The organism is Martelella lutilitoris (assembly GCF_005924265.1).
In the GTDB taxonomy this organism is placed as follows: Bacteria; Pseudomonadota; Alphaproteobacteria; order Rhizobiales; family Rhizobiaceae; genus Martelella; species Martelella lutilitoris.
In genome coordinates, this window is record NZ_VCLB01000001.1 from 514,267 (window position 1) to 530,323 (window position 16,057).

Annotated in this window: 16 protein-coding genes; 13 read left to right on the plus strand and 3 right to left on the minus strand. The window is 62.4% G+C overall.

The features are described from left to right. Window position 1 precedes the first annotated feature (1 nt). Entirely contained in the window at window positions 2–1,867 is a 1,866-nt protein-coding gene (locus FF124_RS02435; RefSeq protein WP_138746878.1) for a feruloyl-CoA synthase, read from the minus strand. A gap of 183 nt (window positions 1,868–2,050) precedes the next feature. Between FF124_RS02435 and FF124_RS02440 the strand changes: the two genes are divergently transcribed. The 6 genes from FF124_RS02440 to FF124_RS02465 all read left to right on the plus strand — a co-directional run bounded on the left by FF124_RS02440 (window position 2,051) and on the right by FF124_RS02465 (window position 7,243). Next, window positions 2,051–2,845: a crotonase/enoyl-CoA hydratase family protein gene (locus FF124_RS02440; protein ID WP_281285221.1), complete on the plus strand. Its 795-nt coding sequence runs from the start codon at window positions 2,051–2,053 to the stop codon at window positions 2,843–2,845. A 1-nt stretch (window position 2,846) separates the two neighbouring features. Further along, on the plus strand, window positions 2,847–3,329 hold the full coding sequence (locus FF124_RS02445) for a MarR family winged helix-turn-helix transcriptional regulator (protein WP_138746879.1): 483 nt from the start codon (window positions 2,847–2,849) through the stop codon (window positions 3,327–3,329). After that, on the plus strand, window positions 3,326–4,201 hold the full coding sequence (locus FF124_RS02450) for an amidohydrolase family protein (protein WP_138746880.1): 876 nt from the start codon (window positions 3,326–3,328) through the stop codon (window positions 4,199–4,201). Before FF124_RS02445 ends, FF124_RS02450 begins: the two co-directional genes overlap by 4 nt. 45 nt (window positions 4,202–4,246) lie before the next feature. Continuing rightward, window positions 4,247–5,341 carry a C4-dicarboxylate TRAP transporter substrate-binding protein gene (locus FF124_RS02455; protein WP_138746881.1) on the plus strand — a complete coding sequence of 365 codons (1,095 nt, stop codon included), beginning with the start codon at window positions 4,247–4,249 and terminating at the stop codon, window positions 5,339–5,341. Window positions 5,342–5,435: 94 nt separating this feature from the next. Further along, complete coding sequence (locus FF124_RS02460) at window positions 5,436–5,942, plus strand: TRAP transporter small permease (RefSeq protein ID WP_138746882.1); 507 nt, start codon at window positions 5,436–5,438, stop codon at window positions 5,940–5,942. After that, a complete protein-coding gene (locus FF124_RS02465; RefSeq protein WP_138746883.1) occupies window positions 5,939–7,243 on the plus strand; it encodes a TRAP transporter large permease in 1,305 nt (434 codons plus the stop codon). The genes FF124_RS02460 and FF124_RS02465 overlap by 4 nt, the downstream gene beginning before the upstream one ends. 8 nt (window positions 7,244–7,251) lie before the next feature. Here the strand turns inward: FF124_RS02465 and pcaQ are convergent, their stop codons facing one another. Further along, entirely contained in the window at window positions 7,252–8,184 is a 933-nt protein-coding gene (gene pcaQ, locus FF124_RS02470) for a pca operon transcription factor PcaQ (RefSeq protein ID WP_138746884.1), read from the minus strand. Between the two features lie 84 nt (window positions 8,185–8,268). On the opposite strand from pcaQ, the gene pcaDC reads away from it, so the two are divergent. From pcaDC to FF124_RS02490, 4 genes are all read left to right on the plus strand, one after another. Then, window positions 8,269–9,444, plus strand: coding sequence for a bifunctional 3-oxoadipate enol-lactonase/4-carboxymuconolactone decarboxylase PcaDC (gene pcaDC / locus FF124_RS02475; protein WP_138746885.1), 1,176 nt, complete (start codon window positions 8,269–8,271; stop codon window positions 9,442–9,444). After that, window positions 9,437–10,165 (plus strand): protocatechuate 3,4-dioxygenase subunit beta, encoded by a 729-nt coding sequence (gene pcaH, locus FF124_RS02480; protein WP_138746886.1) that lies wholly within the window; start codon window positions 9,437–9,439, stop codon window positions 10,163–10,165. The genes pcaDC and pcaH overlap by 8 nt, the downstream gene beginning before the upstream one ends. A 1-nt stretch (window position 10,166) precedes the next feature. Beyond that, window positions 10,167–10,766, plus strand: a complete 600-nt coding sequence (pcaG, locus tag FF124_RS02485; RefSeq protein WP_138746887.1) for a protocatechuate 3,4-dioxygenase subunit alpha — start codon at window positions 10,167–10,169, stop codon at window positions 10,764–10,766. Between the two features lie 299 nt (window positions 10,767–11,065). Beyond that, window positions 11,066–12,118, plus strand: a complete 1,053-nt coding sequence (locus FF124_RS02490; RefSeq protein WP_138746888.1) for a 3-carboxy-cis,cis-muconate cycloisomerase — start codon at window positions 11,066–11,068, stop codon at window positions 12,116–12,118. Between the two features lie 20 nt (window positions 12,119–12,138). Here FF124_RS02490 and FF124_RS02495 read toward each other — a convergent pair whose 3' ends face one another. Then, window positions 12,139–12,636, minus strand: coding sequence for an MmcB family DNA repair protein (locus tag FF124_RS02495; protein WP_138746889.1), 498 nt, complete (start codon window positions 12,634–12,636; stop codon window positions 12,139–12,141). 167 nt (window positions 12,637–12,803) lie between these two features. Here FF124_RS02495 and FF124_RS02500 point away from each other — a divergent pair, with 167 nt between their 5' ends. The 3 genes from FF124_RS02500 to FF124_RS02510 all read left to right on the plus strand — a co-directional run bounded on the left by FF124_RS02500 (window position 12,804) and on the right by FF124_RS02510 (window position 16,039). After that, window positions 12,804–13,448: a L,D-transpeptidase gene (locus tag FF124_RS02500; protein ID WP_138746890.1), complete on the plus strand. Its 645-nt coding sequence runs from the start codon at window positions 12,804–12,806 to the stop codon at window positions 13,446–13,448. A gap of 165 nt (window positions 13,449–13,613) precedes the next feature. Then, window positions 13,614–14,708 carry a carboxynorspermidine decarboxylase gene (gene nspC, locus FF124_RS02505; protein ID WP_138746891.1) on the plus strand — a complete coding sequence of 365 codons (1,095 nt, stop codon included), beginning with the start codon at window positions 13,614–13,616 and terminating at the stop codon, window positions 14,706–14,708. A gap of 86 nt (window positions 14,709–14,794) precedes the next feature. Further along, a complete protein-coding gene (locus FF124_RS02510) occupies window positions 14,795–16,039 on the plus strand; it encodes a saccharopine dehydrogenase family protein (protein WP_138746892.1) in 1,245 nt (414 codons plus the stop codon). Window positions 16,040–16,057 lie beyond the last annotated feature (18 nt).

Here is a 16,057-nt window from a genome sequence, read left to right on the forward strand (position 1 = left end):
CTCAGCCCGCCTTTCTGCCTTGCGGTTTGCCCGCAATGATCACCTCAGGGCCGCCCGCATAAAGCGCCTCGACCAGGTCTGCCCGGTTGGCGAGCACCGCCCGCTGGTTAACCGAGCCCTTGTCGGTCACCTCGCCCGCATCCATGCGAAGCGGCGCGGTCAAAAGCATGGCGCGGGCGATGCGGTTTGAGGAGCCGGTGGCGTGACCGGCGAAATCCGTCAGAAGATTGCCGAGGCTCGCAAGCACTGTCGGATGGGCATAAAGCGCCGCGTCATCCATTTCGGCCCCCCCTTCGACAAGGCGTTCGATTTTCGGGCGGAAGGGCACGAGTAGGGCGCCGAGCTCGAACTGGCCCTCGCCGGCAATCACCGCATCACGGATCAGACCACCCATGGCGTCGACCAGCTTTGCCCGCATCGCGCCGACGGCAACCCAGGTGCCGGTCTGGAGCTTGAAGTTCTCCGCCGTGCGGCCGTCGAAGAGATAGCCGCGCGCCGGATCGCCGGGAACGGCGGGGCGCAGTGCGTCGCCCATATTGTAGAAGCCTTCCTCGTCGAAGGCCTTTTCGGTCAGGTCCGGCCGCCGCCAGTAGCCGGGCGTCACATTGGGACCCTTGAAGCGCACTTCCATCTTGCCGCCGGTGGGCACCAGTTTCATGGTGACGCCGCGTGCCGGAACGCCGCAATTGCCCGGCTCGTTCTGCGGTTCGGTCGAGAACATGGCAAACGGGCCGGTCTCGGTGGAGCCGAGCCCCGAACCCATCAGCGTAAAGAAGCCGGTGGAGCGTTCGGAAAGCGTATTGAGGTGATGCCAGGTGTGGCTCGCCATGCCTGCGCCCGCATACATGATCATCTTCAGTTTCTTGAAAAAGGTGTCGCGCAGGACCGGGTCCTTCTCCATCGCCTCGCACAGCACTTCATAGCCTGCCGGCACGTTGAAATACCAGGTCGGCGAGATCTCGCGCAGATTGCGGATCGTCTCGGCCATGCCCTTCGGCGTCGGCTTGCCGGCGTCGATGTAATAGGTGCCGCCGTTATAGAGGGCGATATTGAACACCTTGTTGCCGCTGGCGACATGGTTCCACGGCGCCCAGTCGACGAGAACGGGCGGCTCGTCGCCGAGAAAGCGGTAGCAATCGAGCACCTGGGCCATGTTGGCGCACATCATCCTTTGCGTCTGGATCACCGCCTTTGGCGTGCCGGTGGTGCCGGAGGTGAACAGGAATTTCGCGATCGTGTCCGGCCCCGTGGCGGCAAAGGCCTCGTCGGCCGCCGATGAAGGCTCTGTCGCAATCACCTCATCCCAGGCGAAATGATTGTGGCCGGGAACAGTGCCGCCCGCCAGAATGAGCGGCACGGCAGGGTCAATAACCTCGGTGATCGCGTCGGCAAAGCGGTTCGCGTCCTTCGCGAAGATCGCGCCGGGCGTCACCGCGCCCGCAATATCCTTCAGTTTTGCGCGTCCCTCGGGGATCAAGGAATAGGCCGGCGCCACGGCCGCCGAGGGGATGCCGACATATTGTGCGGAAAGCGCGATGACGGCATGTTCGAGCGAGTTTTCCGACAGGATCATCAGCGGTCTCTCGGGCGAGAGATCATGGGCAAGCAGGAAGGTGCCGACGCGGCGCATCAGGTCGCGTAGCCGGCCGAAGGTGATCGTCTGCCAGGCGCCACTCTCGTCGCGCTCGGCCATCCACACGCGCTCGGGCGCAGTCTCGGCCCAATGCAGGATGCGGTCGCCGAGGCGGGCGGGATAGGGGCCCAGCTTGTCCTCCTGCCAGATGATCTGGCTGCCATCCGCGCGTTCCTCCACCTTGATGCGCGGCTCCCATACCCGCACCGGACGTATTTTCTCCATGTCTGCCATGGAATCTCCTCCAACATTCGAGCGTCCCGGTTGGTGCGGGCCGCGAAATCCTTTCCGGTCGACCTTTCCCGACCGCTCCCTTCGGTCGGACAAGTTCCGCATATACAGTTTTATAGTGTATTGTTTACAAGGAAAATATTTTCTCGTATAGAGAAAACTTGGGTGCGCGAAAGGAAGTAAGCAGTGACAACAGGGCAAGAGGCCGAGCTTGTAACCTATGAAATGCGCGGAAACGTCGCGCTTGTCGGGCTCAATCGTCCGGAAAAACGCAATGCGATCAGCGACCGTTTCGTCGAAGCTCTGGCCGATGCGGTCGAGCGGGCGCGTCGCGAGGCAAAAGCCGGCGTGATCTTCGGCAATGGCAGGCATTTCTGCGCCGGCCTCGATCTATCCGAACATGTCAAGAAGTCGGCCTTTGAGGGCGTCGAGGGTTCGCGGCGCTGGCATGAAGTCTTCGGCCGGATTGAATTTGGCCCCATTCCCTGGTTTTGCGCGCTGCACGGCGCCGTTGTCGGCGGCGGGCTGGAGTTGGCATCGTCCGCACAGGTGCGCGTTGCCGACGAGACCACGTTTTTCGCCCTGCCGGAAGGCCAGCGCGGCATTTTCGTTGGCGGCGGCGGATCGGTGCGCACCGCGCGGCTGATGGGCGTGGCGCGGATGACGGACATGATGCTGACGGGCCGCTCGATCGATGCCGATACCGGCGAGCGCTGGAACCTCGCGCAATATGTGGTTCCCGCCGGCAAATCGGTTGAAAAGGCGCTGGAGCTTGCCGCGCGGGCGGCGACCAATGCTGAACTTTCCAACTACGCCGTCATCAACGTCCTGCCGCGCATGCCCGAGATGAGCCGCGACGACGGGCTTTTGATGGAAAGCTTCATCTCGTCTTTTACCGCCACCTCGCCCGAGGCCGAGGAACGGCTGATCGCCTTCCTGGAAAAACGCGTCGCCAAGGTGGCCGCGCCCGGTGGAGGTTGACATGGGCCAGGAGCCGCGCCTTTCCCCGCAAATGACCGAAGATGTCGAGCTTGGCGAGCTCAACAATTCGCTCGGCTTTCTGGTACGCGTCGCGCAGGTGCGGGTCTATGATCAGTTCTACGAGCGTTTCGGCGCGGACGACCTGCGCCCGGGCGAGTTTTCCATGCTCTGGGTCATGCATCTCAATCCCGGCATCAAACAGGGCATTCTGGCGCAGACGCTGAGGATCAAGCCGGCCCACATGACCAAGACGGTCCGCCGTTTCGAGGATCAGGGCCTGATCGAGCGGGAAATCCCCGATCACGACCGCCGCTCCGTGCTGTTAAAGCTGACCGAAAAGGGCGAGGCCTTTGTCGCCGCCAACAAGCGCAATTTCTTCGGAGAGAACGCCTATAACACGCATGGCCTGAGCGCGGAGGAGGCGGAAACGCTTGCGCATCTGCTCAAGCGTTATGTCGGGCTGGAGACGGGGGAGCGCATATGAATTTCGATGAACTGATCGCCTTTGACGTCCATGTTCACGCCGAGGAGCCCTGCTGCACCCATCGCGATGACGGCTATATGGAATTCCAGGCCGGCATGGCGAAATATTTCAGGAACCCGGCCGGCCGGGACGGCATGCTGCCGACTGTGGAGGAGACCGCCGCCTATTTTCGCGAACGCAGGATCGGTTGCATCATCTTTCCCGTCGATGCCGAGCGCGAGACCGGTTTTCGCCGCTATTCCAACCATGAAGTGGCGGAGATTGCGGCGAAGAACAGCGATATCATGGTGCCGTTTGCTTCCATCGACCCGGCCAAGGGCAAGCTCGGAGTCCGCGAGGCGAAGAGCCTGATGCGCGACCACGGCGTGCGCGGCTTCAAGTTCCACCCGACCTATCAGGGCTTTTATCCGAATGACCGGTCGGCCTACGGTCTCTACGAGGTGATCGAGGAAGAGGGCGGCATCGCGCTGTTTCACACCGGCCAGACCGGCGTCGGGTCCGGCATGCATGGCGGCATGGGCATGCGGCTGAAATATTCCAACCCGATGTATCTCGACGACGTGGCGGTGGATTTTCCCGACCTGAAGATCATCGCCGCGCATCCGTCCTTTCCCTGGCAGGAAGAGGCGCTTGCCGTCGCTCAGCACAAGCCCAATGTCTATATTGACCTGTCCGGCTGGAGCCCGAAATACTTTCCCCCGATCCTGGTCAAATACGCCAATTCGCTGCTGAAGCACAAATTGCTGTTCGGCTCCGACTGGCCCGCCATCACGCCGGATCGCTGGCTCGCCGATTTCGAGAACATAGACATCAAGGACGAGGTTCGCCCGCTGCTTCTGAAGGAGAATGCGAGGAAGCTTCTGGCAATGTAACGACCTGACGAAACACAGCATTCGGATTTTTTGGGAGGAGAATTCATGAATCGCATCGAGAAATTCGCCGCATTGGCCGCCGTCGTGTTGATGGCCGCCGGAACCGCCGCTTCGGCGCGCGAACTGCGCCTTGCGCCTGGAGGGCCACCGGCTCACCCGGCCTATTACATGTATGAGCATTTCGCCGAAAACATCGCCGAAAACTCCGGCGGCGCCATGACCGGGCTGATCCTCGGTCCGGAAGTCGTGTCGCTGCCGCAGATGAAGGATGCGCTGCAGACCGGGCTGGTGGACGCCGGCAATGTCCTGCCGCTTTATTTCCCGGCCGACATGGAGGTCACCGGCATTGCCGGCGACCTGGCGCTGATTGGCCGCAACCCGCACGCCATGGCCATGGCCATGACCGAGTACGGCATGACCTGCGAGCCCTGCCAGGAGGAGTTCAAGAAGCTCGGCATGGTTTTCCTCGGCGCCGGTTCGTCCAATGTCTACAACCTGATCACGACCAGGCCCGTGCGCACCGCCGATGACCTGAAGGGCATGCGGCTGCGCACCGGCGGCGCGCCCTATTCGCGCTGGGCCGAGCATTTCGGTGCAACACCGGTCAATATCGGAGTCGGCGATACCTTCGAGGCGATGAGCCAGGGCACGATCGACGGCACCATGGCATCGACCGTTGACCTCTTGTCGTTCCGGCTGATCGATATTGCCAAGGACGTCACCATCGTCCCGATCGGCACCTATCACGTGACCTCGAACTTCACGGCGGGTCTCAACACCTGGCGTTCGCTTTCCACCAAGGAGCGCGAAGAGATCGGCATGGCCGCCGCACGCGCCAATTTCGACCTGACCGACCGTTGGGCCTTCCAGCTGCCGTCGGCGGCGAAGGAGGCCCTGGCGAAAACCGATATCGAGGTGATTGAGCCGGATCCGGCCTTCCTTGAAGCCTCGGAAGCCTTTGCCGCTCAGGACGTGAAGGATCGCACCGCGCTTTCGGGCGAGGAGGCCGTCTACTTCACCGAACTGGTGGAAAAATGGACCGCGGTCGTCGATGAAGTCGGCAATGATCCAGACGCTCTGGCCAAGCGCATGATCGACGATGTCTGGAGCAAGATCGACTTTTCGACCTACGGCATGTGATGCCTGAACTGGAGCGCGGCGGCCGGAATGGCCGTCGCGCTTCGTGGACGATGACGTTCGTCGTCGACCTCCTTACCCGCTCTGGAGCCCTTTGATGACCGCACTCGTCCGGCTCGCCGCCGTGGTCGCGCGTATCCTGGCCTTCATCGGCGCCGCAGGCGTCGTCTTGATGATGGTCCATATCAGCCTCGATGTCGCGCTGCGTAACCTGTTCCGCATCTCGGTCCCCGTTACCACGGAAATGGTTGCGCGCTACTACATGGTCGCCACCGCCTTCCTGCCGCTGTCCTGGCTCGAACTGCGTCGCGAGATGGTGTCCGTCGAACTCTTCGATTTCGCGCTCACCCGTCCCGTCCGCCGCGTCTCCGATGCACTGGTCTGCCTTCTCTCGGCGATCGTCTATGCAAGCCTTGCCTGGACCACGTGGAATTCGGCGCTCTCCAATTTCCGCTCCGGCACCTATGTGGAACTGGCCTCAATGAAGATGCCAGTCTGGCACAGCTACTTCCTGCCATCGGTCGGTTTTGGCATCGCGGCGCTGACCTGCCTGCTTCTGACCTTCCAGGACCTTCATCCCGCCGCATCGGAGGAAACCGCATGAACCCCGAGGTCGGATTTGTCGGCATTGGCGTCCTGATCGTCCTGCTTCTTCTGCGCGTGCCGGTGGCCATGGCGCTGATCGCCGTTTCCTTTGGCGGCATCACCGCGCTTCTCGGGGTCACGCCGGCCTTCGGCATCCTGTCGAACACGCCCTATTCCTTCGTCGCCAGCTGGACCATGTCGGCGGTGCCGATGTTCCTGCTGATGGGCTTCGTCGCCTTTCATTCCGGGCTCACCGGCGGGCTCTTCGCCGCCGCCAAGGTGGTGTTGCGCCGCCTGCCGGGCGGGCTTGCGGTCTCGTCCATCTTTGCCTGTTCAGGCTTTGCCGCCGTTTCCGGCTCGTCGCTCGCCTGCGCCGCGGCCATGGGCCGGATCGCCATTCCGGAAATGGTCGCCGCCGGCTATCGTCCCTCGATTGCGGCCGGATCGATTGCCGCCGGCGGCACGATCGGCGCGCTGATCCCGCCCTCGATCCTGATGATCATCTACGGCGTCTTCGCCGAGACTTCGGTCACCCAGGTCTTCATCGGCGGCATCGGCATCGGCGTTGTCACCGCCATCGGCTATTGCCTCGTCATCATCGGCATCAGCCTCGTGCGGCCCGACCTCGTGCCGTCCCGTGACACGTCGCCGGTCAGCGCGGAAGGCCGCGCCGCCATTTTGCAGGTGATCCCGATCACGGTTCTTGTGCTCCTGATCTTCGGCGGCATGTTCTCAGGGCTCTTCACGGCAACGGAGGCCGGCGCGGTCGGCGCGCTCGGCACGATCTTGCTCGCGGCCGTCACCGGTCGGCTGACCAGGTGGAACATCACCCATTCGCTGATCGATACCGTCACCTCGACCGGCGCGCTGTTCATCATCGGCGTCGGCGCTGCGATGTTCACCCGCTTTCTCGGCATATCCGGCCTGTCGCATTTCCTCTCGTCCTTCGTCGCCGGCGCCGATCTCGGCTATTTCAAGCTGATGCTGATCATCGTGCTGATCTACCTGGCGCTCGGCACCTTCATGGAGCCCTTCGGCGCCATGCTGACGACGCTGCCGATCTTCCTGCCGATCCTGCGCGCGGAAGGCATCAGCCTCGTCTGGTTCGGCGTCGTCGTGGTGAAGATGCTGGAAATCGGCATGATCACGCCGCCGGTCGGCATGAACGTCTTCGTCATCAAGAACGTTGCCGGCAAATATGTTTCGATCGCGCAGGTCTTTGCCGGCGTCCTGCCCTTCATCATCATGGATCTCTTCGTGATTGCGCTGGTGATCGCCGTGCCTTCGGTGGTGATGTTCTTGCCGGATCTTTTGAAGTGAGTGACCTGCTATGCCGGGCTGGACGGGCGGAAAAGGCCGTTTCCGGCGGCCTGCTCCAGCGCGGCGACGAAAAGCCGCTGCTCGGCCGTCGGCGTCACATTGGTGCGCATGGAAACCCCGACGGGGCCGCCGAGCAGGTCGTCATCAATGGCCAGCGTCGCCAGCGTTCCGTTTTCAAGCTCGTCGCGCACCACACCCTCGGAAATGAACCAGATCGTGTCGGAATCGAGCACGACCCGGCGCCCGAAGGCGAGCGCCACGCTCTCGAAGGCAGGTTCCGGCTGGGCAAGCCCAAGTGCATGAAGATAGGCGGTGACCAGCGGCGCGATCACCGCGCCCGGCGGCGGCAGCATCAGCGGGTGGCTCCGCAGGGCTTCGGCATCCGGGGCAAGGCCGTCGAGCGGATGGCCGCGACGCACGACGGCAACGATCCGTTCCGAATAGAGCTGGCGGAAGGAGAGCCCCTCCATCAGCGTTGCCGAGGCCATGCGGCCGACGACCATGTCGAGCGCGCCCTCTCTCAACTGGGAAAGCAGCAGCCAGTTGGGGCCGGTGGTCACCCGCAGCATGCATTGCGGCGCACTGTGGCGAAGATGAAGCGCTGCACGCGGGACGAGCGCGGTGGAGGCCGTTGGCAGCGCGCCGACGACGAGGCGGGTGCGCGGCGGCCGGCCCTCGCGCACAAGGTCCTGGGCGCGAACGAGGTCCACCAGCGCCTGGCCGCCATATTGCTGGAAGGTCTTGCCCGCCTGCGTCAGCGTCAGCCGGCGGCCGGAGCGGTCAAACAGTTCGACCTGCAGGATCTCCTCCAGTTCGCGGATGGTTTTCGAGACGGCGGGTTGGCTGACATGAAGCGCGCTCGCGGCCCCGCTCAGCGAGCCGCGTCGCGCGGTTTCGAGAAAAGAGCGCAGATGACGCATGCGCAGGCGAGGATCGAGCAAGGTTAACCTATAGGTTATGATACTTTCCCTTAAATATAATTTTTTGTGCGTCCTGGCTATGGCAAAACAGACTGGGAGGAACGCATGATCATTCAAGCGAACGGTACTGCACTGCATGTGCGCCAGGACGGGCCTGAAAACGGCCGCGCGGTCCTATTCATCAATTCGCTGGGCACCGATCTCAGGGTCTGGGACCGGCTCCTGCCGCTCCTGCCGAAAGGACTTCGGCTCGTCCGTTATGATAAGCGCGGCCATGGTCTCTCCGGCCTTGGTCCCGCCGATACCGGTCTTTCCATCGAAACCCTTGCCGATGACGCGATCGCCCTTTGCGAGGCTCTGAAGCTTGAGGACGTGACGCTGGTCGGGCTTTCGATCGGTGGTCTGATCGCCCAGGCCGTCACGCTGAAGCGTCCCGACCTTGCGCGCGCCATGGTGCTGATGGATACGGCAATGCGCATCGGCACAGCCGAAATGTGGGGCGATCGCATCGCAGCGCTTGAGGCCGGCGGCATTGCCGCGATCTCGGAGGCGGTTCTGGCCCGTTGGTTCGCACCGGAATTCCTTGCGTCATCCGATGCCGCCATGTGGCGGGCCATGCTGGAACGCACCCCGCTCGAAGGCTACATCGCCTGCTGCAGGGCGCTGGCCGGCGCGGATTACACCTACCGCGCGGCGGACGTGAAATGTCCGGTGCTGGCGCTTTGCGGCGCGCTTGATGGTTCGACGCCGCCCGATCTGGTGCGCGCGACAGCCGAAGCCTACGGCGCGCCGTTCCATCTGATTGACAACGCCGGGCACCTGCCGCCCGTGGAACAGCCCGACGCCGTCGCGAAGCTTCTGGCAAGTTTCCTGAGCGGGACGGCTGACAGTGTTGCCGGCGGCCGCCATGGAATCGGCATGCGGGTCCGTCGCTCGGTTCTGGGCGATGCCCATATCGATCGGGCCGAGGCCGCCAAGACGACGCTCGACGAGGCCTTCCAGACGCTGATCACCGAAAGCGCCTGGGGCACGGTCTGGGCCTCGGACGCGATCAGCCGGCGGGAGCGCTCGATGCTGACGCTGGCGCTGCTCGCCGCAACCGGCAATTTCGAGGAAATCCCGATGCATATCCGCGCGACGGCCCGTACCGGGGCCAGCCGGCAGGACGTGGTGGAGGCTTTCCAGCATGTTGCCATCTATGCCGGCGTGCCACGCGCCAATCATGCCTTGAAACTGGCAAAGGCTGCCTTTGCCGAAATGGAGGAAAATGACGATGACTGATCTGGGACCACTGATCCCGCGAAACCGGATGGTTCATCCCCCGGCCTATACGCCGGGCTACAAGACCTCGGTTGCCCGCTCGCCGAGCCTGCCGCTCCTGTCACTGGAAAGCGGCCCCTCGGAGGAGACCGGGCCGATGTTCGGCCACAACCAGCTCGGCGCGCTGGACAACAACCTGATCCTCAACTGGACGAAGGGCGAGGCGCCCGCCGTCGGCGAGCGGATCCTGGTCTATGGCCGCATCATGGACGAGCGCGGCAAGCCGGTGCCCGAAACGCTGATCGAGATCTGGCAAGCCAATGCCGGCGGTCGCTACCGCCACAAGAAGGATACGTATTTTGCCCCGCTCGACCCGAATTTCGGCGGTTGCGGGCGCACGATCACCGATGCTGAGGGCAATTACCAGTTCCTTACCATCCGGCCCGGCGCCTATCCCTGGCCCAATGGCGGCAATGACTGGCGGCCGATGCATATCCACGTCTCGGTCTACGGCCACAGCTTCGGCCAGCGCCTGATTACCCAGATGTATTTCGAGGGCGATCCGCTGATCCCGCTCTGTCCGATTGCCAACACCGTGCGCCAGCGCGGCGATCTCGACGGCCTTGTCGCGCCGCTCGACATGAACATGTCGCGCCCGCATGACTTCCTGGCCTACAAGTTCGACATCGTGCTGCGCGGCCGTCGCCAGACCATGTTCGAGAACAAGATGGAGGGGATGTGATATGGTCCAGAAACTCGAAAATCTGCAGGAAACCGCATCCCAGACCGCCGGTCCCTACGTCCATATCGGACTGATGCCGACCTATGCCGGCAATCCGGGTTCCTACGAGCAGGAAATCGGCGTCAGCCCCATTTCGGAAGGGGCGAAGGGCGAGATCATCGAAATCCGCGGTCAGGTGATCGACGGCACAGGCGGAGCGATCCGCGACGCCATGCTGGAAAGCTGGCAGCCGGACGCCGCCGGCATCTTTCCCGGCCAACCGGGCGCGGATCCGGCGGTTTCCGGTCTCTGCCGTTTCGCAGCCGACGCCGACAGTGGCGAGTTTGTGCTGAAAACGGTCAAGCCCGGCGCCTTCAAGGGCAGGGGCGGCTCGCACAACGCGCCGCATATCTCGCTGTGGATCGCCGCGCGCGGCATCAATATCGGGCTCAACACCCGCATCTATTTCGAGGACGAGGATAATGCCAATGACCGCATCCTCAATGCCGTCGAACTGAAGCACCGGGTGCCGACGCTGATCGCCAAGAAGACCGGAGACGGGCAATACCGTTTCGACGTTCGCCTGCAGGGCGATGCCGAGACGGTGTTTCTGGATATCTGAGATCGGTTGCCGGCAGGAGCTCTGGCCATGCGTCCCTGGGGCCTTGCCGGCCACCCCGCGCCCGTTGCCTTCTATGCAGGAACAAGTCCGGCATAATGGCTAAGTGAACGCAAGGCCTCTCGGCGGCAGGACCGCCCTCCCACGTGCGTCATCTTCGGGTGTGACCCGAGGATCCAGTCATCTGTGTCACGGAGCGTGTTGGCGGACCTTGCATCCGGTATCGAAGCGGTTGAAGACAGGGGCCGGTTCCAGGCGCCCACCGGGGACTCGGCCGCTTGCAAACGAGAGGAGCACCACGCTTGACCATATCGGCATTCGAACATCCCTGGCTCGGCGGCTATTTCGGCGACCGGGAAACCGTCGCGATCTGGTCGCCGGAGCGGCAGTTGGGCCACATGCTGGCCTTCGAGGCGGCCTGGAGCCGGGCGATGGGCGCATGCGGGCTCTGTGATGCCGCAGAGGCCGAAAGGGCGGCCAAAGCAATCGAGGCGGCAGAAATTCCGCCCGAAGCGCTGAGGGCAGGCATGGCCGCAGACGGCGTGCCGGTGCCGGCGCTTCTTGCCATCTCACGCAAGAGCGCGCCCGATGCCGCCCTGCACAAGGGCGCGACGTCGCAGGATGTGGTCGACAGCGCGCTTGCCATGACCTTGCGGGAGACGACGGCGCTGTTTCTCGACCGTCTGGCAGAGCTTGACGCAGCCCTGCAGGCGCTCGAGCGCCTGTTCGGCGATGCGAAGCTCATGGGCCGCACGCGCATGCAGGCGGCGGCCGATATCAAGGCGCGCGAGCGGATCGTCACATGGCGGCTGCCGCTCGCGGACCATGCCGATCGGCTGAGAGCCCTTGGGCCGCGCGTCGAAAAGGTGCAGATCGGCGGCGCTGCCGGCGACCGTGCGTCGCTTGGCGAAAAGGCGGAGGCGATGGTCGCCGCCGTTGCCGCGGAACTTGGACTTCGCCCCACCGGTAAAGCCTGGCACGCCATGCGCGAGGGCATTGCCGATTATGCCTCGGTGCTGTCGCTGATTTCCGGAACGCTCGGCAAGATGGGGCAGGACGTGGCGTTGATGGCCCAGCAGGGCATTGACGAGATCGTCCTTTCCGGCGGCGGCGGGTCGTCCGCCATGCCGCACAAGAACAATCCGGTCCTGGCCGAACTCCTGGTCACGCTTGCGCGCTTCAACGCCGTGCAGGTCTCCGGCCTGCATCATGCGCTCATCCATGAGCAGGAGCGTTCGGGCGCGGCCTGGAACCTTGAATGGATGATCCTGCCGCAGATGGCGCTTGCAACCGGGCGGTCTCTTTCGGCGGCGCTTGAGCTTTGCGGAAAGGTCAGGCGGATCGGCAAGGGCTGAGGCCCCGGCTCGCCGCCACCTCAAAAGGTCACGCCTTCCGCCTCCAGCCGCTCCAGCACCAGTTCTGCCGATGTCAGCCGCTCGGCGGCATTGCGGGCAAAGGCGAGGGTCAGAAGCTTGCGCCGCGCCGGCGCCAGCCTGTGCTCGGGTGCGGGCCGGATGACTTCGGCGCCGTAGCGATCGGCAAGCAGCAGGCCGCAATCTTCCGGAAAGATGTCGAGCGGCACGCCTGCATGCGTGGCAAAGAACAGCCGGTCGCAATAATCCCGATAGTCCGGCCACTTGCTGTCGACGCGAAAATCCTCGATCGATGACTTGATCTCGATGATCCAGATCTCGCCTTTCTCGGTGAGGCAGATGAGGTCGGCGCGACGGCCGTTCCTGAGCGTCATCTCGCTGATGGAGGCGTTGCGCATATGTTTCATCAGCTGCTGGACGCCGCGGCGGATCATGAGCGCCCGCTCGGACTGGCGGCCGTCGGCCGTCGGGTTCTTGGCGTGAAGATCGACGATCGCCATGGAACTTCCCTTCAATCGATGCATTTTCACAACAGCGCGATGCCGGCATGCGGTGATTTACATGGCCGCTCACGACTTGCGCTTGTCACGCAATGAAATGTTAACCATAAGCTTTTATCAGCTAACTATTATCACTTTTCGCCCCAAACGTCGCCACGAGTCAGCCCATGCACATCAGAACGCTTCTTCTTGCACTCTCATTCACCGGTCTGCTTGCGGCCGCCGGCTGTACCACGACCGACAGCATGTCCTCGGGCAAAATGGCGCCGATTTCGGCCTATGCCGCCGTCAACGACGAGGGTATCGACCTGCCGCGCGTGCCGATCACGGAAGTCGACGACAAGTACAGACGCCAGATCGTGGACTACGAGACCGATGAAGCGCCGGGCACGATCGTCGTCGATACAAAGGAGCGCCTGCTTTATTACGTCGAGGAAGACGGCAAGGCCGTGCGTTACGGCATCGGCGTTGGCCGCGACGGTTTTCGCTGGTCGGGCGATGCCTATATCGGCCGCCGCGCCGAATGGCCCACCTGGTATCCGCCGTCAGCCATGGTCAAGCGCCAGCCCGAACTGAAGGAATATGCCGGCGGCATGGAGCCCGGCATCATGAACCCGCTCGGCGCCCGCGCGCTTTATCTGTACCGCAACGGCAACGACACCATGTTCCGCATTCACGGCAATCCCAACTGGACCTCGATCGGCCAGGCGGTGTCCTCCGGCTGCATCCGCATGATCAACCAGGACATTATCGACCTTTATGCCCGCGTCGATCCCGACAAGCGCACCAAGGTTGTCGTGCTGCCGGGCTGAGTTTGGTTCCGGAATGTGATGACAAAGGCGGTCCCGGGGGCCGCCTTTTTCGTTTCCCGTTTGCGAATTCAGCCTGCCGCGCTTGATTTTGGCGAATGCTTCGATAGATAGAGCCGAAACACTTCAAGCGGCATGACCTTTCGCCGCAACCCGAAAGGCCCGGCTATGCAGACCCCCTATTATCTCATCGACAGGTCAAGGCTTCAGCAAAACCTCGACAAGATCGCCTGGCTGCGCCAGGCTTCCGGCGCCAGGGCGCTTCTGGCGCTCAAATGCTTTGCCACATGGTCGGTCTTCGATCAGATGAGCCGCCATATGGACGGCACGACATCCTCCTCGCTTTTCGAGGTCAAGCTTGGCCACGAGAAATTCGGCGGCGAGACCCATGCCTATTCGGTCGCCTATGCCGAGGACGAGATCGACGAGGTGCTGGCGAATTGCGACAAGATCATCTTCAATTCGACCGGCCAGCTTTCGCGTTTTGAAGCACAGTCGGAAGGCAAGATCCGGGGCTTACGCGTCAACCCGCAAGTCTCGACCTCGGATTTCGACCTTGCCGACCCAGCGCGGCCGTTTTCGCGGCTGGGCGAGCATGATCCGGCGGTGATCGAAGCCGTGCTGGACCAGGTTTCCGGCTTCATGTTTCACAACAATTGCGAGAACGAGGATTTCGATCGCTTCGATGAAATGCTCACCGTCATCGAGCAGCGCTTCGGTCATTTGATCGAGCGCCTCGACTGGGTGAGCCTCGGCGGCGGCATCCATTTCACCGGCGAGAACTATCCGCTGGAAAAGCTCGCCGCGCGGCTCAAGGCCTTTGCCGAGAAATACAGCGTTCAGGTCTATCTGGAGCCCGGCGAGGCGGCGATCACGGGTGCCGCGACGCTGGAAGTGACCGTGCTCGACACGCTGAACAACGGCAAGGACCTTGCGATTGTCGATTCATCGATCGAGGCGCATATGCTGGACCTTCTGATCTATCGCGAAAGCGCGAAGATTTCGCCCGATACCGGGCCGCACAAGGTGATGATCTGCGGAAAATCCTGCCTTGCCGGCGATATTTTCGGGGAGTTTTCCTTTGAAGCCCCCGTAAAGGTCGGCGACCGGCTGTCGATCGAAAATGCCGCCGGTTACACTATGGTCAAGAAGAACTGGTTCAATGGCGTGAAGATGCCGGCGATCGCGATCCGCGAGGAGAACGGCGAGATCCGTACCGTTCGCGAATTCGGCTATGAAGATTTCAGATCCGCCCTGTCGTAAGACCGGGCTGACCCGCGGAGCGCTCCGCCGCTCCAACCCTTGATTTCGGGCAGGCAAAGCTGCCTAAAACCGGAGGCGTTGTTCCGATGAAGAAAAATGTGCTGATTATCGGCGCGGGCGGCGTGGCCCAGGTGGTCGCCCATAAATGTGCCCAGAACAATGATGTGCTCGGCGATATCCATATCGCCTCGCGCACCAAGTCCAAATGCGATGCGATCATCGAAAGCGTTCTGGAAAAGAAGGCGATGAAACAGGATGGCGTCCTGCTCGCCCATCAGCTTGATGCGCTCGACATTCCCTCGACGGTCGCGCTGATCAACCAGACCGGCGTCGAGATCGTCATCAATGTCGGCACGGCCTTCCTCAACATGTCGGTTCTCGAAGCCTGCCTCGAAACGGGCGCGGCCTATATCGACACGGCCATCCACGAAGAGCCGGACAAGATCTGCGAAACCCCGCCGTGGTATGCAAACTACGAGTGGAAGCGCAAGGATCGCTGCGCTGAAAAGGGCGTCACCGCCATTCTCGGCGCCGGTTTCGATCCGGGCGTCGTCAATGCCTATGCGCGGCTCGCCAAGGACGATTATGTCGACGACATCACCGACATCGACATTGTCGACATCAATGCCGGCAGCCACGGCAAGTATTTCGCCACGAATTTCGACCCGGAAATCAATTTCCGCGAGTTTACCGGCACGGTCTATGCCTGGCAGAACAATGAATGGACGACGAACAGGATGTTCGAGGTCGGCCATGAATTCGATCTGCCGGTCGTCGGCAAGCAGAAGGCCTATATGTCGGGCCATGACGAGATTCACTCACTGTCGAAGAATATGGGTTCGCCCAATGTCCGCTTCTGGATGGGTTTCGGCGACCACTACATCAATGTCTTCACCGTGCTGAAAAGCCTCGGCCTCTTGTCCGAACAGCCGGTGATGACGGCGGAAGGCCAGGAAGTGGTGCCGCTGAAGGTGGTCAAGGCCGTACTGCCCGACCCGTCCTCGCTCGCGCCGAACTATACCGGCAAGACCTGCATCGGCGATTTCGTCAAGGGCACCAAGGAGGGCAAGCCGGCGGAAGTCTTCATCTACAATGTCTCCGACCACAAGGAGGCTTACAACGAAGTCGGCTCGCAAGGCATTTCCTTTACCGCCGGCGTTCCCCCGGTCGCAGCCGCCATTCTGGTGGCGTCGGGCGAATGGGATGTGAAGACCATGGCCAATGTCGAGGAATTGCCGCCCAAGCCCTTCCTGCATGTGTTGAACCACATCGGGCTGCCAACCCGGATCAAGGACGAAAACGGCGACCGCGCGCTCGATTTTTCGAAATAGGTTTAGCTTTTCGAAACA